Source organism: uncultured Microbulbifer sp. (genome assembly GCF_913055755.1).
Lineage (GTDB): Bacteria > Pseudomonadota > Gammaproteobacteria > Pseudomonadales > Cellvibrionaceae > Microbulbifer.
On sequence record NZ_CAJXKH010000021.1, the window covers coordinates 1 to 24,246 of the forward strand.

Below are 24,246 nucleotides of genomic sequence, written 5' to 3' on the forward strand. Positions count from 1 at the left end.
TGGACCTGGATTCCATCGACCTGGGAGATCTGGAGCTGGGCGATGACCTGGCTGCGGGTGGCTCTGCGGATATGGCGCAGGCCAGCGAGGCCGAAGCGGACCTGGATTTCGACCTGGCGGTGGAAGAAGAACCCGCGGCTGCGCAGCCGGTTTCCGAACCCGCGGCAGCGCAGGGCGCTGAAGAAGGGGCGGAGTTTGAGGACCTGGGATTCAACCTGGAAAGCGATCTCGATTCCGAACTGAACCTGCTGGAAGGTAGTGACGAAGTCAGTACCAAGCTGGAACTGGCCCAGGCCTATCTGGATATGGGTGACAAAGACGGCGCCCGTGAAATCCTTGGTGAAGTGGTCGATGAGGCCGCCGGTGAACAGCAACAGCGGGCCAGGGATATGCTCGAGCGCATGGCCTGATATTTCCCAGCTGTCTACAACAACACTTTTGACCCCGCATAACTGCGGGGTCTTTTCTTTTCTGGCGCTGGCTCTCTAAGCTTGTTGGGGAGCTTTTTAGTTGTATGCCAGATGAATCTGCGACATCCATGAAAAAGTACGAATACAAACCCAACGGAGAAGTACCGCCGGGAGAGACCCTGCCCGAAGGGCTGCGGCGGGTGGCGCTCGGTGTGGAATATTGCGGTACCCGTATGCGGGGGTTCCAGAAGCAGAAGCACGATCGCCTCACCGTACAGGAAACCCTGGAACAGGCTCTGTCCAGAGTGGCGGCGGAACCGGTGACGCTGGTGTGTGCGGGGCGCACCGACGCCGGGGTGCACGCCACCGGTCAGGTGATTCATTTTGATACCCGCGCGGCGCGCCCCACCAAGGCGTGGGTCCAGGGGGTCAATACACAGATGCCCTTCGACGTGCGCGTGCACTGGGCACAGGAAGTGCCGCCCCAGTTTCACGCACGCTTTTCCGCGCAGCGTCGCACCTACCGCTACCTGATTCACAGTGCGCCCACCCGTTCCGCCCAGGCCGCCAGCGAGGTGACCTGGACCGAGCGCCATCTCGATCTCGATGCCATGCGTGCCGGCGCGGCACACCTGATCGGCGAACATGACTTCAGCAGTTTTCGCGCGGCCCAGTGCCAGGCGAAGTCGCCGGTGCGGCGCCTGATCCAGCTGGATATTGGCCGGGTAGGGCAGTTGATCGTGCTGGAAGTGAGCGCCACCGCTTTCCTGCACCACATGGTGCGTAATATCGCCGGAGTATTGATGGCGGTCGCCCGCGGTGATCACCCGCCGGAATGGGTGGGTGACGTACTGGCGGCGCGGGATCGCAGCGCGGCCAGTGTTACCGCGCCGCCGCATGGTCTCTATCTGGTCGACGTTCAGTACCCGGAAAGCATTGTGTTGCCGCAAACGGAGCCGGGCCCGTTGCTGGTGCCGCTGCCCCTGGGGGGCGTGGGGCGGGGTTGAGTCGCGACAGCGGCGAGGCCGCCGACTGCTGCGTTTCGTCAGCTTCGTCTATCTGCTAGTATCGCGGGCTCTCTGATCATCTCTGCTGTCGGGATCCCGGATTGCCGGCGCCCCGGTTGTGGAGGCCTGCCCGGTAGTTGCAGTGGCCGGCAAACCAGCGGTTGAAGGATTATGCGCGTAAAAATCTGCGGAATTACCCGAGTCGAAGACGCCCTGCTGGCGGTAGAGGCCGGTGCAGATGCGCTCGGTCTGGTGTTTTACCCTCCCAGCCCGCGCAATGTTTCCCCCGAGCAGGCAGTGGAAATTGCCCGCGCGGTGTCCCCGTTTGTGGTGCTGACCGGCCTGTTTGTGGATGCGCACCCACAACAGGTGGAGCAGGTGCTGGGGCAGGTGCCGCTGAACCTGCTGCAGTTTCACGGCAGCGAAACCGCCCCCTATTGCCGCCAGTTCCACCGCCCCTATATCAAGGCCCTGCGCATGAAGCCGGAGCTGGATCCGCTGGAGGCAATGGCAGCCTACGCCGATGCCCGTGGCGTTTTGCTGGACGCCTACCGCCCCGGGGTGCCCGGGGGCACCGGCGATACCTTCGACTGGCAGCGGGTGCCGCAGGGCGTTGATCGCCAGATTGTACTCGCCGGAGGGCTTACCCCGGACAATGTTGCACAGGCTGTGCGCAGCGCGCGGCCGGATGCGGTGGATGTCAGTGGTGGTGTCGAATCCGCGCCGGGGAAAAAAGACCCGCAAAAGGTGCGCGCATTCATCCGTGCGGCGCGCTCGGTAGCCGCGGAACAGAATTTACACAAGGAGTTTGAGCAGTGAGTAAACCTTCTTCGCCGATCGATTACGGTGCCTACCCGGATGCCCGCGGGCACTTCGGGCAGTTCGGTGGCCGCTTTGTTTCCGAGACTCTGATCAGTGCCCTCGACGAACTGCAGGCAATGTATGCGCGCCTGAAAGACGACCCGGAATTCCTCGCCGCATTTGATTACGACTTGGCCCACTATGTCGGCCGCCCGTCACCTTTGTATCTGGCGGAGCGATTGACAGCGGAGGCCGGCGGTGCCCGCATCTGGCTCAAGCGTGAAGACCTCAATCACACCGGCGCGCACAAGGTGAACAACACCGTGGGCCAGGCCCTGCTGGCCAAGCACAGCGGCAAGAGCCGGGTAATTGCAGAGACCGGTGCCGGCCAGCACGGCGTGGCTACCGCCACCGTCGCTGCCCGCCTGGGCCTGAAGTGCGCCGTTTACATGGGGGCCGAAGACGTAAAACGGCAGTCGCCAAATGTGTACCGCATGAAGCTGCTGGGCGCGGAGGTAATTCCGGTAGAGTCCGGCTCCAAGACGCTGAAAGATGCGATGAACGAAGCCATGCGCGACTGGGTAACCAATGTGGATGACACCTTCTACATTATCGGTACCGTCGCCGGCCCGCATCCGTATCCGCAGCTGGTGCGGGACTTCAACTCGGTGATCGGCCGCGAGGCCCGCCGCCAGAGCCTGGAGGAGTTCGGCCAATTGCCGGACGCGCTGGTTGCCTGTGTCGGCGGCGGCTCCAATGCCATCGGCCTGTTCCATCCGTTCCTCGGCGACGAGTCGGTGAAAATGTATGGCGTGGAAGCTGGCGGCGACGGCCTGGAAACCGGCCGCCACGCGGCTCCGCTGAACGACGGCGTGCCGGGCGTACTGCACGGCAACCGCACCTACCTGATGGAAGATGAAGACGGCCAGATTATCGAGACCCACTCGGTGTCTGCGGGTCTGGATTATCCGGGGGTAGGGCCCGAACACGCCTGGCTGAAAGACATCGGCCGGGTGGACTATGTCACCGCCAACGACGACGAAGCGCTGGCAGCCTTCCGCACCCTGACTCGCAGCGAGGGCATCATTCCCGCGCTGGAGTCCAGCCACGCCGTGGCCTATGGCCTCAAGCTGGCGGCGAGCATGTCGCCGGAGCAGAACATTGTGGTGAACCTGTCCGGTCGCGGCGACAAGGACATTTTTACGGTAGCGGCCATTGACGGCATCGAAGTGTAAGGAGCGGCATCGTGACACAACAACAGAACAGAATTGACCGTCGCTTTGCCCGGCTCCGCAGCGAAGGGCGCAAGGCGCTGGTGACCTATATCGTGGCCGGCGACGGCGGTCTTGAAAACACCGTGGACCTGATGCACCAGCTGGTGGCCAGCGGCTCCGACCTGATCGAGCTGGGGGTGCCGTTTTCCGACCCGATGGCGGAGGGGCCGGTGATCCAGAAGGGGCACGAGCGCGCGCTGGCCAACAAGGCCTCTCTGCGCAAATGTCTCGCCCTGGTTAAAGAGTTTCGCAGTAAAGATGCCGATACCCCGGTAATCCTGATGGGCTATGACAATCCCATCGAGCGAATGGGGGCAGAGGCTTTTGCAGATGGCCTGCAGGAGGCCGGGGCCGACGGCGCCCTGACCGTGGACCTGCCGGCGGAAGAGGCGGGCCCCCTGAACGAGATGCTGGAGGCGCGCAACCTGCGCAATATTTTCCTGCTGACGCCCACCACCAGCGACGAGCGCATCGCTGAAATTACCCGGCTGGCCAGCGGCTTTGTCTACTATGTATCTCTGAAAGGTGTCACCGGGGCAGGCCACCTGGACCTGGATTCCGTGCGCGAAAACCTCGCCCGCATCCGCCGCCATACCGACCTGCCGCTGTGTGTGGGATTCGGCATCAAGGACGGCGCCTCCGCCAAATCGGTCAGTGCCGATGGCGACGGTGCTGTGGTGGGCAGTGTGCTGGTGAGTGCGGTGGCCGAGGCGACGGATGGCGCCGCGGCCAAGGACCGGATAGGTGCCATTGTCAGTGAGATGCGCACCGCTCTGGATAGCTGAGTACAACCGTGCCTAGCCTGATGTTTTTGGCCAGAACGCCCTATTTGGCGGCTTGACTGGCCAAGAGCAATGTTTTTGAAAGTGGTTTAATTCGCGGTTTCAGAATTACTGGTCACTTAATATTTGCTTGGCTGCAGGGCGGTTTTTTCTCGCAGGTAAAAATTTGCAAGTAAATGCCCGCAACACGTAAGACGGTCACGCATCGGATATTGGAAACAGAATGAGCTGGTTAGAAAGAATTGTTCCCGCGGTAATTCGCACCGAGCGCCGTGCCGGCGCGAGCAAGGTTCCGGAAGGTGTATGGAAAAAGTGCGTCAAGTGCGACGCCCAGCTGTACCTGCCTGAGCTGGAGCGCAACCTGGAGGTATGCCCCAAGTGCGAACACCATTTCCGCATCGGCGCGCGCAAGCGTCTGGATATGTTCCTGGACGTCGAGCACCGCGAAGAGCTGGCTACCGACGTGGAGCCGGTGGATCGCCTCAAGTTCAAGGATGTTAAAAAGTACAAGGACCGCCTGACCCAGGCGCAGAAGGCCACCGGCGAGAAAGACGCGCTGGTTGCCATGCAGGGCCTGCTGGAAGGCAAGCCGCTGGTGGCGGTGGCTTTCGAGTTCGCTTTCCACGGTGGTTCCATGGGGTATGTGGTGGGTGAGAAGTTTACCCGTGCAGCCCAGCGCGCGCTGGATGAGAATATTCCGCTGGTCTGCTTCTCGGCGACCGGTGGTGCACGTATGCAGGAAGCGTTGATCTCCCTGATGCAGATGGCGAAGACCTCTGCGGTACTGGAGAAACTGCGTATGGCCGGTGTGCCGTATATCTCCATTATGACCGACCCGGTGTACGGTGGTGTTTCCGCATCGCTGGCGCTGCTGGGGGATATCAATGCCGCGGAGCCGGGCGCCCGCGCCGGTTTTGCCGGCCCCAATATCATCGAGCAGACCATCCGCCAGAAGCTGCCGAAGGGCTTCCAGCGCGCGGAATTCCTGCTGGAGCATGGCGCCATCGACATGATCATCCCGCGCCACGACATGCGGAATACGGTTGGTCGCCTGCTGGGTAAGCTCACCAATAGTTGATCTGTAGTCGCTCTGTTCACGTGGACCCGGTGGCGACCGTTGTGGCGGTACCGCTGCCGGGTGTGGTCTTGCGAGACACGGACTAGGCGTCCCCCCTCAACCCATCCCTGGGGGCTCTTCGAAAACATCCCTGTTTTCGAAGGTCTCGCAAGACCACCCCCGGCATCGGCACCTTCGCGTCACGCACGAACCGGTAAGTAAGCGCTGGCGCGGTTTAAGTGCTGCTTTTCTGCTGTTTCCTCTGATGCTTCGCGACTAGAATTCCCTCCATATTTCCAAAAGTTTGAATCTCCCCATGCGTGACCTTCAATCCTGGCTGGCCCGACTGGAGCAGCTGCACCCCACGGAAATTGAGCTGGGCCTCGAGCGGGTTTCCGCAGTGGCCCGCCAGCTGGATGTTACCGACCCCGCGCGGCGGGTGATTACCGTTGCCGGCACCAACGGCAAGGGCAGTTGTGTGCGCACCATGGAGGCGCTGCTGCGGGCCGGCGGCCACAGTACCGGTGCCTACAGTTCGCCACACCTGCTCGACTTCAATGAACGGGTGCGGATCGACGGCGAGGAGGTGAGCGATCAGCAGTTGATCGAGGCGTTTGCGGCGGTTGAGGCGGCGCGAGGTGAGATCAGCCTGACCTATTTCGAATTCACCACGCTGGCGGCGTTCTGGCTGTTCAAACAGGCAGAAGTCGAGTTCGCGCTGCTGGAAGTGGGGCTGGGTGGCCGGCTCGATGCGGTCAATCTGGTGGATGCGGATATCGCCATCATTACCAGTGTCGCAGTGGATCACGAGGCCTGGCTGGGTAGTGACCGGGAAGTGATCGGGCGGGAAAAAGCCGGCATTCTGCGGGCGGGCAAGACCTTCGTGTGTGCAGATCCACACCCGCCGGCATCGGTGGTGGATATTTCCCGTGAGCTCGACTGCGACAGCTACTACTTCGGGCACGAGTTTACACTGCAAAACCAGCACTATGAGCTCACTGCTGAACCCCGGCTGGCATTCGGTCTGCCCACCGTGCACCTGCCGCCACCCAGTGTTGCTGCGGCGATCACTGCATTGGCGCTGGCGGGCGAGTTGCCGGGAGCGGAGGAGATTTGTGAAATTCTGGAGAGCCTGCACATGCCCGGCCGCTGCCAGCAGCTGCGCTGGCGCGAGCGGGACCTGCTGCTGGATGTGGGGCACAATCCCGCCGCGGCGGAGTACCTGGCACAGTGGCTGCGCGCCCATCCGGTAGCGGGGCGCACCCTGGCTCTGATGGCCGCCATGGGCGACAAGGATATCGCCGGGCTCGTTGCCCCGCTGTCTGAACTGGTGGATCACTGGTATCCGGCGCTGTTGCCGGGTAACGAGCGCGCGGCAGACTGCCCGCAGCTGACCGGTGGGCTGGCTGCGGCTGGGGTGGCGCCGGAGCAGGTCGGCGCGGACTGTATCCCGGTCACAGAGCGCCTGGAGCAGGTATCGCGGGAGCTGGAAGCGGGCGACAGGTTGCTTGTCTTCGGTTCTTTCTTTACCGTTGCAGCAGTACTGGGCTTTATACGAGACAACAGTGATGGCCAGCCGGGATCCTGAATCTGCCGCTTACTCCTCCGGAGCGAAATCTCCGCGCCGCCTCAATGACGGCGTAAAACAGCGTATTGTCGGCGCACTGGTGCTGGCGGCGCTGGCGGTCATCTTCCTGCCGTCCCTGTTTGACCGCGAAGGGGTGCGCTATATCGACGTGACCAGCCAGATCCCGCCGGCCCCGGATATCGAGCCTATCGTCATCGCCGAGCCGACGCCGGTCGCGGATATCGAGCCAGCGCCGCCGGTCAACGAGGTTTTCCAGCCCGAGTTTGTCGAACAGTCTGGCACTGCGCCGGATCCCGATGCCCCCCTGAACAAGCCCGCGGAGCCGGTGGCGGAAGCGCAAGACCCGGAACCTGAAGCGCGGGCGGCGCCCAAACCGTCGCCACAGGTCGCGGCCAAGGAAGAGATCAAAACGGCCAAGCCTGCGGCAACCGACAAGGCCGAGCCGGCCAAATCGGCGCTGGACGAATACAACCTGCCTGAGGGCTGGGTGGTGCAGGTGGGCGCGTACCGCGAGGCCGCCAGTGCCGAGCGGATGCGCGCCAAATTGCTGGATGCCGGCTTTCGCGCCTATACCCGTGCGGTAGATACCCAGAACGGCCGCCTTGTTCGGGTGTTTGTGGGCCCCAAACTGGACAAGGCGGACGCCCAGTCAGACAAGGGCAAGCTGGACAAGTTGCTGAACGCCCAGACCCTGGTGCTGCGCTACAAAGCCTGATCGTGCTATTGAATGCCTGTGACTGCCCGGCCTGCGATATTGGGAAGCGGGTTGGGGAGAAAGATTCCGCCTAAAGTAACTGGTTTTGGTGAACTGCTTCACGGGCTCCGGTCGGTAAGTTAGAATGCGCGCTCTTCGCGGCGGCCGCCGCGTAGCAGGTAGGGTTGAATGAACTGGGCTGACTGGACCATCCTGGCAATTGTCGCCATTTCCACGCTGATCGGCTTGAGCCGAGGCTTCGTGCGCGAAGTCTTGTCGCTGCTTACCTGGGTGGCGGCGTTCGTGGTGGCGATGATGTTCCGCGACCAGCTGGCGCCACTGCTCTCCAACCTCGTCGATACACCTTCACTGCAGGCCATCGCCGCCTTTGCCATCCTGTTCATTTTCACTCTGCTGGCGGGAGCCGGCCTGAATATGACCCTGTCCGCCTTTGTTGAGGCCACCGGTCTGTCCGGTACGGACCGGGTGCTGGGGATGGTATTTGGATTGTTCCGCGGCTGCATCATCGTGATGGCGCTGCTGATCTTCGCCCCGGCGCTGGCGCCGGTGAATGAGGACAACTGGTGGCAGGAATCGAATCTGATTCCGCACTTTCTAGAATTTGAGGATCGCGCGCGCGAAGCGGCTGGCGCGATCAAGGATTTCTTCGCAGGTCAATTTGACTGATCCTCGGGCTGCGGGAGGCGGCGCCGGATCTCACTGTTATTGTTTCGAAACTGTCTCTATATGACTGGGGTTATCTGAAATATGTGTGGCATCGTTGGAATCGTAGGTAAGAGTGACGTCAATCTGCAGCTGTATGACGCGCTCACCCTGTTGCAGCACCGGGGCCAGGATGCCGCGGGTATCGTCACCTGTGACGGTGACCGCCTGAATCAGCAGAAGGCCAATGGCCTGGTGCGCGACGTGTTCCGCGCTCGCCATATGCAGCGCCTGACCGGCAACTTCGGTATCGGCCACGTGCGTTATCCCACGGCCGGCAGCTCCGGCCCGGCGCTGGCCCAGCCGTTCTACGTCAACTCCCCCTACGGCATCGCCATGGCCCACAATGGCAACCTCACCAACGTGAAAGAGGTGAGCGAAGAGATCTTCCAGCAGGACCTGCGCCACATCAACACCGACTCGGATTCCGAAGTCCTGCTCAACGTATTCGCCCACGAGCTGCACAAGCAGCACAAACTCCAGCCCAAGGCCGAAGATATCTTCACTGCCATGCGCGCGGTCCACAAGCGCGTGCGCGGCGGCTACGCCTGTGTGGCGATGATCGTCGGCTACGGCGTCGTCGCCTTCCGCGATCCCAACGGTATCCGCCCGCTGGTCTACGGCAAGCGCGACACCGACAAGGGCACCGAATACATGGTGGCTTCCGAGTCTGTAGCGCTGGACGTGCTGGGCTACACCCTGGTGCGCGATGTGGCGCCGGGCGAATGTATCTACATCGAACTGGATGGCACCGTGCACTCTGAGCAGTGTGCGGATAACCCGAAACTGACCCCGTGCATTTTCGAACACGTGTACTTTGCCCGCCCGGACTCCATCATGGACGGTGTTTCCGTACACAAGGCGCGCCTGCGTCAGGGCGAGCACCTGGCGGAAAAGATCCTGCGCGAGCGCCCGGACCACGATATCGATGTGGTCATCCCGATTCCGGATTCCTCCCGCTCCGCGGGCCAGATGGTGGCACACCGTCTGGGGGTCAAATTCCGCGAAGGTATGGTGAAGAACCGCTATATCGGCCGTACCTTCATCATGCCGGGCCAGAAGCAGCGCAAGAAGTCCGTGCGCCAGAAGCTGAACCCGATCGAGCTGGAGTTCCGCGGCAAGAATGTATTGCTGGTGGATGATTCGATTGTGCGCGGTACTACCTGTAAGCAGATTATCCAGATGGCCCGCGAGGCGGGTGCCAACAAGGTGTATTTCGCTTCTGCGGCACCGGCGGTGAAGTACCCGAATGTATACGGTATTGATATGCCGTCCGCTACCGAGCTGGTTGCACACGGTCGCACCACCGAGGAGGTGTGTGAGGAGATCGGTGCGGACTGGCTGATCTACCAGGATCTGGATGAGCTCATTATTTCTTCTGGTGAAGGCAATAGTGAGATCGAGGCATTTGATTGTTCAGTGTTTAATGGGGAGTACATCACCGGTGATGTCACCGAGGAGTACCTCAACAGCCTGCATGCGGCCCGCAATGACAATGCAAAAGCGAGTAAGGGCAACGAAAGCTCTCTCTGATCTTTTTTCCCGTTTCCATCTCTAATTTCGGCCCACCAATCGGTGGGCCGAAGTGTTTATGGCGCTGACGCTTCTGAAAGTGGGTGTCGGCCCCTCTGTCTTCAATTTGTAACGTCGTACTGCATACCTTTATTGCTCTTCGTTTCTGCTTTGTGTCGATTCTTCGGTTAAGATGACCGTTTCCAACACACTAACCCGGGACGGTTATTCCATGTTTGAAGACGACGGCTACGCACTGGAAACTCTGGCGGTACGTGCAGGCCAGAGCCGGTCGCAGGAGGGCGAGCACTCCGAGCCCATTTACACCACCTCCAGTTACGTCTTTCCCTCAGCGGCAGAAGCCGCCGCGCGCTTTTCCGGGGAATCCCCTGGCAACGTCTACTCGCGCTATACCAATCCCACCGTGCGCATGTTCGAGGAACGCATCGCCGCGATGGAAGGAGGGGAGGCTGCCGTCGCCACGTCCAGCGGCATGGCCGCCATCCTGAGCCTGTGCATGGCGCTGCTGAAAAGCGGTGACAAGGTCATCTGCTCCCGCAGCGTGTTCGGTACCACCACCGCACTGTTTACCCGTTACATGGTCAAGTTCGGGGTCAAGGTCTCCTTCGTCGACCTGACAGATATCCAGGCCTGGAAAGATGCCCTCGACGGCGAAACCAAGCTGCTGTTTATGGAAACCCCGTCTAACCCCCTGTGCGAAGTCGCGGACATCCGCGCCATGGCCGATCTCGCCCACAGTGCCGGCGCACAGCTGGTAGTGGACAACTGTTTTTGCACCCCGGCCCTGCAGCGCCCGCTGGAGCACGGCGCCGACATCGTCGTGCACTCCGCCACCAAATTCCTCGACGGCCAGGGCCGTTGCGTGGGTGGAGTCGTGGTAGGCAAGAAGGAAGTCATGGCCGAACTGGTGATCTTCCTGCGCACCTGTGGCCCCAGCATGAGCCCGTTCAACGCCTGGGTATTCCTCAAGGGGCTGGAAACCCTGAATCTGCGCATGCAAGCGCACTGTACCAACGCACTGGATGTCGCCTGGTGGCTGAACGAGCAACCGCAGGTGGAAAAGGTCAACTACGTCGGCCTGCCCAGCCATCCCAACCACCAGCTCGCCGCAGCACAGCAGAGTGGATTCGGTGCCGTGTTCAGCTTTGCAGTGAAAGGCGATCGGGCGGCGGCGTGGAAAGTGATCGACGCCTGCAAGATTTTTTCCGTCACCGCCAACCTCGGCGACGCCAAGAGCACCATCGTGCACCCGGCCACCACCACCCACGGTCGTCTGAGTGACGAGGAAAAGGTCCGTGCGGGCATCACCGAAAACCTGATCCGGGTTTCCGTCGGCCTTGAAAATGTTGAAGACCTGAAGGCGGATCTGGCGCGAGGCTTGTCGGTGCTCGCATAATGCGGTCACAATGGCGTGGAATATGGCTTGATGCGTAGTTCCGGCTTCCGCTGTGCCTATCATTAAAATCTAGTGGCCAATTTTTGAGCGTATTGCTCGATGCGCAGGTGCGAATCACCATCGCTAGCAGCGCCGCCCCGTAACCGGCCACTGGCAGTACTACTGCTCTGTGCGGCAGGTAAAGCCTAAAGCAGCAGTGGAAGAAAAACCGAGCAGTAATGGATTCGCCGTGCAAAAAGTTATTTCCGCCATCGTCGCCGATATCGGCAAGGTGCTTCTGGGCAAAGAGCACCAGGTAAAACTGGCGTTGGCCTGTCTGCTGGCCCGTGGCCATCTCCTGATTGAAGACCTGCCGGGCATGGGCAAGACCACCCTGGCCCACGCCCTCGCGCAGGTACTCGGGCTGTCCTACAACCGCGTGCAGTTCACCAGCGACATGCTGCCCGCCGACATCCTCGGGGTCAGTGTATTCGAGCGGGACAGCGGGCAATTCCGCTTCCACCAGGGGCCGGTATTCAGCCAGCTGCTGCTCGCCGACGAGATCAACCGCTCCTCCCCAAAAACCCAGAGCGCCCTGCTCGAAGCCATGGAAGAGCGCCAGGTCAGCATCGACGGCGAAACCCGCCAACTGCCCGAACCGTTTTTCGTCATCGCCACCCAGAACCCGCTGCAACAGTCCGGCACCTTCGTCTTGCCAGAATCCCAGCTCGACCGCTTCCTCATGCGCATCAGCCTCGGCTATCCCACCCGGGAAGCGGAACGGGCCCTGTTCCAGGGCGTTGATCCCCGCGCACAGCTTGCGCAGCTTAACCCGCGTATCAACAGTGGTGGTCTGAAAAAACTGCAGGCCCTGGTGGGCCAGGTGAAAGCTTCGGACTCACTGCTCGACTACCTTGAACGCCTGGTGCAGCACACCCGCCAGAGCCCGGAATGTGCGGTGGGGCTGTCGCCCCGCGGGGCGCTGGCACTGCTGCACGCCGCGCGCGCCTGGGCGCTGATTCACGGTCGCGGCCACCTGTTGCCGGAAGATCTGCAGGCAGTGCTGCCGGCAGTGGCCGGCCACCGGCTGCAAAGCGACGGTACCGACGGCGGGCAACTGGTGGAACGCATGATGCACCAGGTAGATATTATTGCGGCCTGACCTTATGTCACCGCAATCCCCCTCAATGAGTTTCAGTGCCCGCTGGCGACGCCGTTGGGCGCCGCTGCAGGAGCGCTGGCTCCGGCGGCGACTGCCAGCGGCCTCCAGTGTCACCCTGGATCACCGCAAACTCTTCGTACTGCCCACCGGCGTCGGCCTGGGGTTTCTGCTGGTGATTTTCCTGTTGTGGCTGCTCGGCACCAACTACGAAAACAATCTGGTATTCGCACTGGCGTTTCTGCTGGTGGGACTGTTCGTCGTGCTGCCGGTACACACCTTCGCCAACCTTTCCGGGCTGCGTTTGCGCCTGATGGAAGCGCAAACGGCATTTGCCGGGGATTACGCCCAGGCCAGAATCGCACTGGAGCGCACCGGCAAGCGCCTGCACGAGCGGGTCCGGATTGCCTGGCCGCCGGAAGAGGGCGTGACCGTGGATCTGGACGACACCAGCGAGCGTATCCGGGAAATCACAATCGCATTGCCGGTGGTTTGCCGCGGCCGTGTACCCGCGCCCCGGATTCGCGTCGAAAGCCGCTTTCCCCTGGGGCTGTTCAAATGCTGGAGCTGGGTGGACCTGGATGTGACCTTCCTGGTCTACCCGCAACCAAAGTCCGCCGGTCCGCTGCCCATCGGTGCCGCCGCAGGCGAGGGCGACCAGCAGCAGGTGAGCACGGCGGGGGGCGACGATTTTGCTGGCCTGAAAAATTACCAGCCCGGTGACTCCCTGCGCCACGTGGCGTGGAAGCAATTTGCCGGCGGGCGCGATCTGTACACCAAGGAATACGCCTCCGGCAGCGACGTGCGCCTGTGGCTCGACTGGGACCTGCTGGGTGGGCGGGATGTGGAAACCCGCCTCAGCAACCTGTGCGCCTGGGTGCTGGATGCCGAGCGCGCCCAGATCGCCTACGGGCTGCGCCTGCCGGGGCAGACCATCGCGCCCGGGCTGGGCAGTGCCCACCGGCAGCAGGTGCTGACGCAGCTGGCCCTGTTCCCTGTGCTGGGGATGGCGGGGGCGACACAGTGAGTGCGGCCCACAGCCAGTTGCAGTCGCTGCTGCCGCGGGAAAGCCTGTTGTGGATCTTTGCCGCACAGCTGGTGGTGCTGTTGCCCCAGTTTACCCATCTGCCCCTGTGGCTGGTGGGCGCCTGGTGCCTGGCAGTGTACTGGCGGCTGGAAGTCTTTTACGGTCGCCGGGAAATGCCCGGCAGACTGGTCAAGCTGCTGGCGGTAACCCTGGCGGTGGCGGGGCTGGCGCTCACCTACCGGCGCTGGTTTGCCCTCGAGCCCATGGTGGCACTGCTGGCGGTGTCTTTTACCCTGAAGAATATCGAGCTGGCGAGCCGCCGGGATGCGCTGCTGAGCCTGATGCTCGCCTATTTCCTCGCCGCCACCCTGTTTATCTTCGAGCAGACCATTCCCTACGCCCTGTACGGGATTTTCAGTGTGGTGATCATCACCGCCGCGCTGGCGGCGCAGCAGGGCAGGCGCTCCGCGCGCCCCGGGCGCGCGTTCGGGCTGTCGGCGAAATTGCTGGCGCAGGCGGTGCCGGTCATGCTACTGCTGTTCGTGGTGATTCCGCGTCTCGGACCGCTGTGGGCAGTGCCGCAAAATGCCGGCGGCGCCTCCACCGGTATCAGTGACTCCATGAGCCCGGGGGATTTCACCCGCCTGTCCAAATCCGGCAAACCCGCCCTGCGCATCACCTTCGATGGTCCGGTACCGCCGCCGGAGCAGCGCTACTGGCGCGGGTTGGTGTATACCCACTTCGACGGCCGCCGCTGGAGCGAGCCCGGTGCCGGCGACGGGGTGGTCCACTGGGGCCGGGGGCGCAGCGGCTTTCACGGGGGGGGCGGTGAAGACGCGCAGCCGCTGCCGGCGGTGGGGCCGCGCTACCGCTACCAGGTGATTCAGGAACCCAGCCACAGCCCGTGGCTGTTTGCCATGGCGAGACCCGAGTCGGATACCCGCGGCGTGCGCAAATCCGGCGACGACACCCTGTTTTACCGCAGCCCCCTGGCGAGCCGCTTTGCCTACGAGGTGCGCTCCTGGCCCCGCGACAGCCTGCCCGTGGACGTGGGCCTCGGCAGCCGGGCGTTGCAGCGCCACCTGCAGTTGCCGGAGCGGGGCAATGCCCGCGCGCGCCGCTGGGGCGCAGAATTGCGCGCTCGCGGGCTTGGCGCCGAACAGATTTCTGCCGAAGTCCTGAAACGTTTCAACAGCAGTTTTGTGTACACGCTGCGCCCGCCGCCCCTGGGGCAGGACTCGGTGGACGAATTCCTGTTTTCCACGCAACAGGGCTTTTGTGAGCATTTTGCCAGCAGTTATGTATTTACCATGCGCGCGGCCGGTGTGCCGGCGCGGGTCGTGGCGGGCTACCAGGGGGGCGAGTGGGTCGCGCGGGAGAAGTACCTGCTGGTGCGCCAGTACGACGCCCACGCCTGGGCGGAAATCTGGCTGCCGGAGCGGGGTTGGGTGAGGGTGGACCCCACCGCGGCGGTGGCGCCGCAGCGCATTCGCGACGGGCTGCAATCCGCAGCGGCGGATGAATTTATGCAGGACGCGCTGTTGCCGCTGCACAAGATCGCTTTTCTCAGCCGTCTGCAACTGCAGTGGGACATGATCAACTACCGCTGGTACCAGACGGTGGTGAGTTTCGACCAGGAGCGCCAGCAGGGCATGCTGCAGCGCCTGCTGGGGGAAATTTCTCCGACCCGGCTGGCACTTTTCATTGGGGCCCCGGTTATTGCCGGACTGCTGCTGTTATGGGGGTGGCTGAAACTGTCGAGCCGCGGACCGAAGCTGCCGGTACCCGGGCGGCTGTATCTGCGCTTCTGCCGGCGTATGGCGCGGGTGGGACTGGTTCGCCAGCCTGGCGAAACACCGGGGGAGTTTGCCCGCCGGGTGGAGCGGGAGTTTCCCCGCCTCGGCCCGATGGCTGAGAGAATCACCTCGGCCTACGAAAAGGCCGCCTACGGCGACGATCCCCGGGCGGAGCGGCAGTTGCGCCGTTTGCTGCGCGGGTTCTGGCCCCTGCGCATTGCCCGCTGAGTAACCCGCAAGCGCAACCGTATTCGCAACCGGGGGGCGTTCTGGGGGACGTTCTGTGGGACAATGGCGCCCCGATCGCACGTACAAGATTTTCCGGATTCTGTAATGGCATTTCCCGCACTGGTGGCACGGCTGCGAACATTCCTGCTCGGGTACAGTGGTACCTCCCTGGCCACCGGGCTACAGGTGGTATTGCTGCCCTGGATTGCGGTATCCCTGGTGGACCTGCCGGCACTGCAGCTGGGTTGGGTACAGGCGTCGGTGTTGTTGCCCAACCTGTTGTTCCTGCTGTTTGGTGGCGCCCTGGCGGATCGATTTGATTCCGCGCGGGTAGCGGCGCTTTCCTGTATCGGGTTGGCTCTGTGTCACGGGTTTCTGGCGTTTTTTCTGCTCTCCCATTTGCCCAGCCTTTCCCTGCTGCTGATCTACGGTATCAGCCTGGGCGTCTTTACCGCGTTTTTGCAGCCGGCGCGTGACAACCTGGTTCAGCGGTGCGCGCGGCAACCCAGGGGTGGCAGCGCACGCATCAATGAAAGCCGTGTGCAGCACACGGTGACCTGGATGATGCTGGCACAGTACGGCGGGCAGGCGGTGGGCATGCTGTTGGCGAGCCGCTTCGACCAATGGGGTGCAGAGGTATTGCTGCTGATCCAGGTGACGGTACTGTGTGTAGCGGCGGCGTTTTTCTTCAGCATGCGCCACCTGGGGCCGGCACCGCAATCCGCGCGGCAAAAATTGCCGTCGGCACTGGTGGAAGGTTTTGCCGAGCTGAAAAAGAGCCGCGCGATTTTCGAGCTGGTTTTGCTGGTGGGGTTTAACGGCCTGGTGCATATCGGCGTGTTTCTGGTGGTGCTGCCGCTGCTGGCGGAAGACTACGGCCGCGGCGCTGGCTACTATGCCACCCTGCAGATTGCGTTTATCGCCGGTACCGTGCTGGCCACGGTGGTAATGTTGCGGCGGGGGCAGGGCAACCGTCCCGGGCGCGGTGTCCTGATGTGCCTGCTGTACAGCGCGGCGTTGATGATCGCCATCAGCTTCGGTCCCACGCCCGTGGGGCTGATGATTCTGTGTGCCTGCTGGGGGGCGGTGGCAGCGGCATCCGCGGCCCTCGGCAAGGCAATTGTGCAATTGCTGGCGCCGGAGCAGGTGCGCAGCCGCATCATTTCCATCTACCAGTTGTCGCTGTTCGGTTCCGCCGCGGTGGGGGCTCTGGCGGCGGGGGTGATCAGTGAATTTGCCGCGCCACTCTCCACCCTGTGGTGGGCGGGAATATTCAGCCTCGCAGCCTTTGTGCTGGCCTGGTTCAGCGGCGCCCTGCGCCAACTGAGTTTCCATCAGTCCGAACAATCCGAAATCTCTGAGCACTGATTTACCATGCAATCTTCTCTGAACTGGCGCCGTCCAGAAATACTGCTGTTGTTACTGGCGCTCGCCATGCCGCTGTCATTTGGCGTGTGGCAAGCGTTGCTGAACAACTTTGTCATCGAGCGCGCGCAGTTTACCGGGGCGGAAATCGGGCTGTTGCAGAGTGTGCGCGAAATTCCCGGATTCCTCGCATTTACCGTGGTATTCGTGTTGCTGCTGGTGCGTGAACAGCGGCTGGCCTTTATCTCGCTGATTGCCACGGGGATCGGGGTGGCGGTTACCGGCTTTTTCCCCTCCACCCTGGGACTGCTGTGCACCACCTTGCTGATGTCCGTTGGCTTTCACTATTACGAGGCCCTGAAGACGTCCCTAGCCCTGCAGTGGCTGCCCAAGGAGAGTTCGGCCATCTGGCTCGGTAGAATCATGGCCGCGGGCTCATTCGCCTCGCTGGCGGCCTACGGTCTGGTATGGCTGACCTCGGACCTGCTGCAGCTGGATTACTTCTGGATCTACCTGCTGGGTGGCGGCGTTACGGTAGTGATCGTCGCGGCGTTATGGATCGCGTTTCCGGCGTTTCCGCAGCCCCATGCACAGCACAAGAAGCTGATTCTGCGCAAACGCTACTGGCTTTACTACGCACTGACTTTCATGAGCGGTGCACGGCGGCAGATTTTCGTGGTCTTCGCCGGATTTCTGATGGTGGAAAAGTTTGGCTATACGGTAGCCGAAGTGGCGCAGTTGTTTATCGTCAACCACCTGCTGAACCTGTACCTGGCGCCAAAGATCGGGCGCCTGATTGTCCGCTTTGGTGAGCGTTGGGCGCTGACTCTGGAGTATATCGGGTTGATCCTGGTATTTAGCGGCTATGCCCTGGTGGAGACCGCGACGGCTGCGGCGGCGCTGTATATCATCGACCACCTGTTTTTCTCCATGGCCATTGCCATCAAGACCTACTTCCAGAAAATTGTCGACGAGCGGGACATTGCCTCCTCTGCCGCGGTCAGCTTTACCATCAACCATATTGCCGCTGTGGTTATCCCGGTGTTGTTCGGGGTCTTGTGGCTGGTGTCACCTGCGGCGGTGTTCTGGTGCGGTGCGGCGATGGCAGTGGGCTCACTGTTGCTGGCTCAGAATATTCCGGTGCTGCCGGCGGCGGGTAACGAGGTCCGCTGGGGCAGGGTTCCGCGGGCGGAGCCTGCGGTGTAGGGCAGACGCGGGGCTTCCCGGGGATCCTGGAACGGCAGCGCTGCAGGGCAGTGCCAGAATAGATCCGGTTCAACAGAGCAGCGCGCAGAGAAGAGTGGGGGGAGAGTTTGGGATTTATCCGTGAAGTGCGTGCGTATCTGGGGATCGAGCGCAACACTACCAGTCACCGGGAAAAGTTGCTGTCGGCACTGGGCGCGGCGCTGGCTATCGTTGCGGTATTCTGGGCAACCCAGCGCACCCTGGCCGCGGGGCTGATCGATATTTCTACCAGTTATTTCATCATTGCCTCCATGGGCGCCAGTGCGGTGTTGCTGTTCGCGGTGCCCCACGGGGCACTCTCTCAGCCCTGGTCTCTGCTCGGCGGGCACCTGGTCTCGGCTGCGGTCGGGGTGCTGTGTCACAAATTGATCCCGTTGCAGTTGCTGGCGGCAGGTGCCGCGGTCGGCCTTGCAGTGGCTGCCATGTATTACCTGCGCTGTATCCACCCGCCCGGGGGGGCGACCGCGCTGACGGCGGTGACCGGAGGCGATGCGGTTTTCCAGCTGGGATTCGATTTTCTCCTGGTGCCGATCCTTACCAATGTACTGCTCATTCTGGCCGTCGCTATCGCCTTCAATAGCCTGTTTTCCTGGCGTCGTTACCCGGTGCATTTGGGACGGCGGAGCAAGCGGGTGGTGCACTCCGAGCCGTTGGTGCGGGAAACGGAAATTACCCAGGAAGATTTTGCCGCGGCAATCCAGGAACAGGACTCATTTGTCGACATTACCGCAGAGGGTTTGACCGAGTTGCTGGAGCTCGCCAAGCAGCATGCGGAGCGCAATGTGGTGCACCCGCGGGAAATCGTTGCCGGGCGTTGCTACAGCAACGGCAAATTGGGGCGCCTGTGGAGTGTGCGCCAGGTGGTGGACGAGTCCCGGGAGCCGCCGCCCGTTAAAGACCGGATCATCTACAAGGTACTGGCCGGCAACGGGGCCTTTGAGACGGATATTTGTATGCGCGACGAGTTTCGCCAGTGGGCGCGTTTTGAAGTTACTTTCAAGCAGGGACACTGGGTCAAATGTGCGGAAAGCATTGACGAGGAACACCCGGCCTGACACCTTTATTGCAAGCGCCGGGCCAGGGGCGGATATCTCCCATCAAGAGCGATTACTGATCCACAGGGTCTGGTAGGGATCCAGGGTCACCGAACTCAGCATATCCTCGAAGGTGGCGCCGCTGATCAGATCGCACCATTCATCGGTACCGATCAGGTTGATGGCATTCAGGGAAATGGTCTGCGGCTGATCGGAGATATTGTTGAGGCAGAAAATGCTCTGCCTGCGGTCCAGGCTCTGGCGCCAGAAGGCGAATACCTGCTCCCCCAGATGCAGGGTGAACTGTGTTGCATTGGGGTGGAAGGCCGGCTGGTCCCGACGCAACTGGATCAGCTGGCGCAACTTGTAGAATACCTCGTGGTGATGGGATTCCGGGTCTGCCAGTTTCGCATTCAGTTCCTGTTCCTGCCACTGGCGGCGGTTGATCGCGCGGTTGTGGCCGTGCTCCTTCATGCGCTCGTAGTCATTGGTGGTGCCGACCAGGCTGTGCAGGTAGAACGCGGGAATCCCCTCCAGGGCCAGCATGATGGCGTGGGCACAGAAGAATCGCTGCATTTGCCAGCTGTCTTCTCCGGCCGTGGTGCCCTTCAGTGCGTCGTACAGGGATATATTGATTTCATAGGGTTTGTTGCTGCCGTCGTCCAGGGTACGCCAGGAAATCTGCCCGCCGAAATTCTCCATGGTCTGGATCAGTGCTTCCTGTTCGTCGTCGTCCAGCAGTCCCTCTACCGGGCGCAGGCCGATACCGTCATGGGAAGCGATAAAATTGAAATATGTCGTGCCGTTCTGTGCCGGCGGCATGCTCATCAGCCAGCTTTTCAGGTGGCGGCAGTTACCGGACACCAGGGTGTTTACCAGTAGCGGTGGCAGCGAGAAGTTGTAGATGCAGTGGGCTTCATTGGCATTGCCGAAATAGGAAAGGTTTTCCCGGTTGGGAATATTGGTTTCGGTAATGATCACCGCATTGGGGTTGGCGTGTTCAATCAGGGTACGCAACAGGCGCACAATCTCGTGGGTCTCCTTGAGATTGATGCAGTTGCTGCCGGCGCGCTTCCAGATAAAGGCGACCGCATCCAGTCGGAAAATTCGCACACCCATATCCAGGTACAGGCGGATAATATCGACGAATTTTGCCAGCACCTTGGGATTGCGGAAATTCAGGTCGACCTGGTCGTGGCCGAAGGTGCACCAGACGTAGCGGGTGCCGTTGGGGGTGGTGGTGGGGCGCAGTAGCGGCGTAGTGCGCGGGCGCACCACCCGGCTCAGGTCTTCCTCCGGGTCCACTTCCAGGAAAAAGTCCCTGCCGGGGTCTGCCCCCTGCTGGTAGTTGCGGAACCATTCGTGCTGGGAGGAGCAGTGATTGATCACCAGGTCCGCCATCAGGTGGAAGTCGGTGCTGATCCGCAGAATATCGCTCCAGTCCCCCAGTGGTGGATCTACCTGCTTGTAGGCGGACACCGCAAAGCCATCGTCACTGGTATAGGGAAAGAACGGCAGGATATGCACGCTGTTGATCAGCATGGGAAAGTGGGTCTGCAGGAAGTGATGCAGGGTCTTGAGCGGCGGCTGGTCCTCGCTGAGGATGGTATTGCCGTAGGTGATTACGGCGATATCGGTCTGGTCCCAGAGGTTTTTGTGGGCGAGGGGGGTCTGGCAGTCCTCGTCCAGGCGCATGTTGATGATCAGCTCGTGAGCGATGGGCTGCAGTTCCTGGTCGGGATAGATCACCGCCAGGTGATCCACCACTTTCTGCTTGAGTACTTCTCTGATCGGTAAATCCGCCGAAGGACTGGTCACTGTGTCTCCCCTTGATGTCAGGCCGGATAGTTGTTTTGGTCCACTGTTAGCGATTGAATTCTTCGTAGTCCGCTTCCACCGCGTGCTTGAGTTGTTGCAGGAATCCCGGCTCCGCACTGGTTACCCGGTTCCAGCTGGGGATGAACGGGGTTTCCATGGGATTGTCCAGAAACGCCTGCCCGGCTTTTACCAGGTTGCTGGCGAATAATTCCACGGTCTGTTCTTCCTTGTGTATATCAAAATTCAGGCCATTTATGATGGCGTCATTGCGATAGGTCTCGACAAAATCCAGGGCAACGCGGAAATAAGTGGCCTTGATACTGCGGAAGGTCTCGGAAGAAAAGACGATGCCCTGGGTCGCCAGCTTGCGAAACAGGGATTTGGCAATATCGATAGACATTTTGGATAGCCCGCCGTGGTCGTCGTCGAAGGAGACATCCTGGTGCTTGTGGTCATAGGCGTGGGCGATATCCACCTGGCACAGGCGGTTGGTGGAATAGTTGCGGTGCATTTCCGACAGCACACCGATTTCCAGACCCCAGTCGCTGGGGATACGCAGGTCATTGATCACGTCGCGGCGGAAGGAAAACTCCCCGGCCAGGGAGTAGCGGAAGCTGTCCATATAATCCAGGTATTCGGTGTGGCCGTAGATTTTCATCAGGGTGCGAATCAGCGGTGTCACCAGTAACCGGCACACGCGGCCATTGATCTTGCCGCCAGCCACCCTGGAATAGTAGCCCTTGCAGAATTCGTAGCTGAAGTTGGGATTGGCAACCGGATAGAACAGCCGCGCCAGCAGCATACGGTCGTAGGTGACGATATCGCAGTCGTGCAGGGCGACCGCCTCGCCGCGGCCGGAAGCGAGGATATATCCCAGGCAGTACCACACATTGCGTCCCTTGCCCGCTTCCTTGGGCGCCAGCCCGTCGCGCTGCAATTGCGCATCCAGTTCCCGCAGCCGCGGACCGTCGTTCCAGAGTACGCGCACGTGCTGGGGCAGGACGCTGAATTGTCGCAGGGCGTCGCGGTATTGGGATTCATCTGCTCGGTCGAGGCCGATTACGATCTCGGAGAGATAGGGGACTTCCGCGAGTATTTCGAGAATACGCGGCAGTGCTTCACCCTCCAGCTCGGAATAGAGTGAAGGCAACAGCAGTGACATGGGACGCTGGCGGGAAAAACGCATCAGTTCCGCTTCCATGTCATCGAGGCTGCGATTGCAAAGATTGTGCAGGGTGGTAATGGCGCCGTTCTGGAAAAAATCAGTCACGGGATTATCCCTCTGTTGGAGTGCTAGCGAATATCTGCGGAAAAATTTCGCGGATGGCCTCGGCCCACCCTAGTGGTCCGAGATTGCGGGTGACAATAAGCCTGGGGTGGCCGCTCAGTGTGGGTGGTTTGTGTGCCGGCGAGCGGACGATGATGGCAATTTCTGCCACTTTGAGCATATCCAGGTCGTTGGGGCCGTCACCGCTGGCGACCAGGCTGCACGGGCGGCCACTGTATTGCTGGTAGGTTTTTTTCAGCAGCTGAATGGCCAGCCCCTTGTCGGTCTGACCAAGCAAATGCAGAAAACGGCCGCCCTGCAGGGTGGCAAAACCGGCGGCATTGGCGCGGGCGATAAAGGCCTGTTTCTGCAGTTCATTCCCCTGCCACAGCAGCGGTTCGGAGTAGCCTCGAGTCTGTGCCTGTTGCGCCTCTGCGGTTGTAAGCCCGGTAGCGGAAACGATTTCGTCGGTGGTGGCAGCGTGAAAGTTCAGGTAGGCGGCGGGGTGCTGTTGCTGGTCGCGTGCGAGGAATTCGAGTAATTGCGTGCGTTGCGCACCCGGTTCAAGAACCCAGTAATCGCCGGCTTCCCGTGCGGCATCCGGCTTGTGCGGAAAGTAGCCGCGGGGAATGAAAATGGCAGAACCATTTTCCACGATAAACGGGTGTCGATTGTCGAAGGATTTGCGCAGCGCCAGCATTTCGTCGCGGGTCTTGCTGCTGTTGAGGATAACCGGAATGCCGCTGTTTTCCAGCAGCTTTAGCGCTGCGTCGGCGTCGCTGTGCGAGTAGGTGAAGTGATCCAGCAAGGTGCCGTCCAGGTCACTTACGATAAGCCACTGTGTATTCTGTTGATCCTGAAACCGCCCCTGAAGCTGCTTTTTTTGCGTCATCGTACCCGCTATCTGTTTTTATCCATGGGGTGCCAAACTGCGCCCGTTTTCCTTATGTAATCCAAAAATAGTGCCAGTCCACCGGATTGTGAGCCACTACGGTGCTTGTAGAGGGGGATTTGGCGGCATTTTCCTCTCTTTGCTCAGGGGGACAGAAAATGTCCCGGCAAAGTGCATTGAAATGGGGAGCGAGTTGCGGCGCTGACCAGGCTCGGCACCATTATGGTGCGACCGGCTGGTCTGGCGGGGTCTAGGGGAGAGGTGGGGAGATGGGAAGGCGGGCTGCCGCTACTGGCCGGCAGCCCGTATTGCTCTAGTGACAGCAGGTCAGAGGGCCTGAACCCAGGTGCCGTCCTGCTGGCGGCAGGCGGTGCCTGCAGTGCGCCTGTCGTCACCGTGACCGAATACTTCGGTGGTGAAAGAGCGGCAGTACTGCTGTCCGCGCATTTCGATTTCACCGGGTGTAACGGCATATTGCTGGTTGCTCTGGGAGTCCTGCCAGGTAATGCGCTCGCCTTCCGGGGCGAATTCCAGGGCCTGGGCGACACACGCCTGATTGCGCTGGTCCATGCGGCGGCCGATTTCCCCGCCGACCAGAACCCCGGCAATGGCACCGCCAATGGTGGCCGCGGTATTGCCGCGCCCGTCGCCGATCTGGTGACCGATAACACCGCCGATCAGCCCTCCCAGTACACTGCCTACCTTGTCGCTGTTGCAGCGGGTGGCAGTGGTGCGGGGGGCGGGACGCCATTCGGGGCGGTATTCCGGTTCTGGCGCGCGCTGGTCAAACCAGGGCGGCAGTACCACTACCCGCACGGGCTCCTGATGGTGGTGATGGCGGTTGTCGGCATAGCGGCGGTTGTAGCACTTGCGCTCTTCCTTGTAGTCACCGTTGCGCTTCCACTTGCGTTCTACCCTGCAGTTGCCGTCCCAGTACTCTTCTTTGTACTCGCGGTTTTTATGGTGTTTTTTCCAGCCGCGGCCTTCCGGGGGATCGGCCTGTACGGCGGTAGCGAGACTGCCGCAAAACAGGGCGATGAGCAGGGAGGAGTAGATTTTCATAGCGGGTCACCTGATCCCATTCGAGTTGTTCTGATTCAATGGGGGCAGTGTATCGGCGCAGATCTGAACCGAAAGTGAATACGTCAAAGTTTTGGAATCTGGTGACCCG

At 61.3% G+C, this 24,246-nt stretch carries 21 protein-coding genes; 17 read left to right on the forward strand and 4 right to left on the reverse strand.

What is annotated here, in order from left to right; all coding sequences use genetic code 11:
* The 17 genes from QZ511_RS05690 to QZ511_RS05770 all read left to right on the forward strand — a co-directional run.
* On the forward strand, positions 1–410 hold a 410-nt coding region (locus tag QZ511_RS05690), incomplete at its 5' end, for a FimV/HubP family polar landmark protein (protein WP_295800266.1).
* Between the two features lie 128 nt (positions 411–538).
* Positions 539–1,417 (forward strand): tRNA pseudouridine(38-40) synthase TruA, encoded by an 879-nt coding sequence (gene truA, locus QZ511_RS05695; protein WP_295800362.1) that lies wholly within the window; start codon positions 539–541, stop codon positions 1,415–1,417.
* A gap of 171 nt (positions 1,418–1,588) precedes the next feature.
* Positions 1,589–2,236 carry a phosphoribosylanthranilate isomerase gene (locus QZ511_RS05700; protein ID WP_295800269.1) on the forward strand — a complete coding sequence of 216 codons (648 nt, stop codon included), beginning with the start codon at positions 1,589–1,591 and terminating at the stop codon, positions 2,234–2,236.
* Positions 2,233–3,453, forward strand: coding sequence for a tryptophan synthase subunit beta (gene trpB / locus QZ511_RS05705; RefSeq protein ID WP_295800272.1), 1,221 nt, complete (start codon positions 2,233–2,235; stop codon positions 3,451–3,453). The genes QZ511_RS05700 and trpB overlap by 4 nt, the downstream gene beginning before the upstream one ends.
* Before the next feature lie 11 nt (positions 3,454–3,464).
* Entirely contained in the window at positions 3,465–4,277 is an 813-nt protein-coding gene (gene trpA / locus QZ511_RS05710) for a tryptophan synthase subunit alpha (protein WP_295800275.1), read from the forward strand.
* A gap of 220 nt (positions 4,278–4,497) precedes the next feature.
* A complete protein-coding gene (accD, locus tag QZ511_RS05715) occupies positions 4,498–5,352 on the forward strand; it encodes an acetyl-CoA carboxylase, carboxyltransferase subunit beta (protein WP_295800279.1) in 855 nt (284 codons plus the stop codon).
* A gap of 295 nt (positions 5,353–5,647) precedes the next feature.
* Complete coding sequence (gene folC, locus QZ511_RS05720) at positions 5,648–6,919, forward strand: bifunctional tetrahydrofolate synthase/dihydrofolate synthase (protein WP_295800282.1); 1,272 nt, start codon at positions 5,648–5,650, stop codon at positions 6,917–6,919.
* The gene (locus QZ511_RS05725) at positions 6,900–7,634 is read left to right on the forward strand and encodes an SPOR domain-containing protein (RefSeq protein WP_295800284.1); all 735 of its coding nucleotides are present in this window, start codon (positions 6,900–6,902) and stop codon (positions 7,632–7,634) included. The genes folC and QZ511_RS05725 overlap by 20 nt, the downstream gene beginning before the upstream one ends.
* 168 nt (positions 7,635–7,802) lie before the next feature.
* Positions 7,803–8,300 carry a CvpA family protein gene (locus QZ511_RS05730; protein WP_295800286.1) on the forward strand — a complete coding sequence of 166 codons (498 nt, stop codon included), beginning with the start codon at positions 7,803–7,805 and terminating at the stop codon, positions 8,298–8,300.
* Positions 8,301–8,381: 81 nt separating this feature from the next.
* Positions 8,382–9,869, forward strand: coding sequence for an amidophosphoribosyltransferase (gene purF, locus QZ511_RS05735; protein WP_295800288.1), 1,488 nt, complete (start codon positions 8,382–8,384; stop codon positions 9,867–9,869).
* Between the two features lie 211 nt (positions 9,870–10,080).
* Positions 10,081–11,265 (forward strand): O-succinylhomoserine sulfhydrylase, encoded by a 1,185-nt coding sequence (locus QZ511_RS05740; protein WP_295800366.1) that lies wholly within the window; start codon positions 10,081–10,083, stop codon positions 11,263–11,265.
* A 229-nt stretch (positions 11,266–11,494) separates the two neighbouring features.
* Entirely contained in the window at positions 11,495–12,406 is a 912-nt protein-coding gene (locus QZ511_RS05745) for an AAA family ATPase (protein ID WP_295800291.1), read from the forward strand.
* A gap of 25 nt (positions 12,407–12,431) precedes the next feature.
* Positions 12,432–13,430 (forward strand): DUF58 domain-containing protein, encoded by a 999-nt coding sequence (locus QZ511_RS05750; RefSeq protein ID WP_295800292.1) that lies wholly within the window; start codon positions 12,432–12,434, stop codon positions 13,428–13,430.
* A complete protein-coding gene (locus QZ511_RS05755; protein WP_295800294.1) occupies positions 13,427–15,454 on the forward strand; it encodes a DUF3488 and transglutaminase-like domain-containing protein in 2,028 nt (675 codons plus the stop codon). The genes QZ511_RS05750 and QZ511_RS05755 overlap by 4 nt, the downstream gene beginning before the upstream one ends.
* A gap of 105 nt (positions 15,455–15,559) precedes the next feature.
* A complete protein-coding gene (locus QZ511_RS05760) occupies positions 15,560–16,822 on the forward strand; it encodes an MFS transporter (protein WP_295800297.1) in 1,263 nt (420 codons plus the stop codon).
* A gap of 6 nt (positions 16,823–16,828) precedes the next feature.
* Positions 16,829–18,025 carry an MFS transporter gene (locus QZ511_RS05765; protein WP_295800299.1) on the forward strand — a complete coding sequence of 399 codons (1,197 nt, stop codon included), beginning with the start codon at positions 16,829–16,831 and terminating at the stop codon, positions 18,023–18,025.
* Between the two features lie 107 nt (positions 18,026–18,132).
* On the forward strand, positions 18,133–19,119 hold the full coding sequence (locus QZ511_RS05770) for an HPP family protein (protein ID WP_295800300.1): 987 nt from the start codon (positions 18,133–18,135) through the stop codon (positions 19,117–19,119).
* Between the two features lie 42 nt (positions 19,120–19,161).
* Here QZ511_RS05770 and QZ511_RS05775 read toward each other — a convergent pair whose 3' ends face one another.
* From QZ511_RS05775 to QZ511_RS05790, 4 genes are all read right to left on the reverse strand, one after another.
* A complete protein-coding gene (locus tag QZ511_RS05775) occupies positions 19,162–20,916 on the reverse strand; it encodes a sugar phosphorylase (RefSeq protein WP_295800304.1) in 1,755 nt (584 codons plus the stop codon).
* Between the two features lie 46 nt (positions 20,917–20,962).
* Positions 20,963–22,186 carry a glycosyl transferase gene (locus QZ511_RS05780; RefSeq protein WP_295800306.1) on the reverse strand — a complete coding sequence of 408 codons (1,224 nt, stop codon included), beginning with the start codon at positions 22,184–22,186 and terminating at the stop codon, positions 20,963–20,965.
* A 4-nt stretch (positions 22,187–22,190) separates the two neighbouring features.
* A complete protein-coding gene (locus QZ511_RS05785; RefSeq protein WP_295800309.1) occupies positions 22,191–23,075 on the reverse strand; it encodes a mannosyl-3-phosphoglycerate phosphatase in 885 nt (294 codons plus the stop codon).
* Positions 23,076–23,402: 327 nt separating this feature from the next.
* A complete protein-coding gene (locus tag QZ511_RS05790) occupies positions 23,403–24,137 on the reverse strand; it encodes a glycine zipper 2TM domain-containing protein (protein WP_295800311.1) in 735 nt (244 codons plus the stop codon).
* Positions 24,138–24,246: the final 109 nt, after the last annotated feature.

Coding starts and splice junctions, on each gene's coding strand:
- QZ511_RS05785 (WP_295800309.1), bottom strand. CDS start 23,075: ATGACGCAAAAAAAGCAGCTTCAGGGGCGGTTTCAGGATCAACAGAAT.
- folC (WP_295800282.1), top strand. CDS start 5,648: ATGCGTGACCTTCAATCCTGGCTGGCCCGACTGGAGCAGCTGCACCCC.
- QZ511_RS05740 (WP_295800366.1), top strand. CDS start 10,081: ATGTTTGAAGACGACGGCTACGCACTGGAAACTCTGGCGGTACGTGCA.
- QZ511_RS05765 (WP_295800299.1), top strand. CDS start 16,829: ATGCAATCTTCTCTGAACTGGCGCCGTCCAGAAATACTGCTGTTGTTA.
- purF (WP_295800288.1), top strand. CDS start 8,382: ATGTGTGGCATCGTTGGAATCGTAGGTAAGAGTGACGTCAATCTGCAG.
- QZ511_RS05750 (WP_295800292.1), top strand. CDS start 12,432: ATGAGTTTCAGTGCCCGCTGGCGACGCCGTTGGGCGCCGCTGCAGGAG.
- QZ511_RS05700 (WP_295800269.1), top strand. CDS start 1,589: ATGCGCGTAAAAATCTGCGGAATTACCCGAGTCGAAGACGCCCTGCTG.
- truA (WP_295800362.1), top strand. CDS start 539: ATGAAAAAGTACGAATACAAACCCAACGGAGAAGTACCGCCGGGAGAG.
- QZ511_RS05790 (WP_295800311.1), bottom strand. CDS start 24,137: ATGAAAATCTACTCCTCCCTGCTCATCGCCCTGTTTTGCGGCAGTCTC.
- accD (WP_295800279.1), top strand. CDS start 4,498: ATGAGCTGGTTAGAAAGAATTGTTCCCGCGGTAATTCGCACCGAGCGC.
- QZ511_RS05760 (WP_295800297.1), top strand. CDS start 15,560: ATGGCATTTCCCGCACTGGTGGCACGGCTGCGAACATTCCTGCTCGGG.
- QZ511_RS05730 (WP_295800286.1), top strand. CDS start 7,803: ATGAACTGGGCTGACTGGACCATCCTGGCAATTGTCGCCATTTCCACG.
- QZ511_RS05725 (WP_295800284.1), top strand. CDS start 6,900: ATGGCCAGCCGGGATCCTGAATCTGCCGCTTACTCCTCCGGAGCGAAA.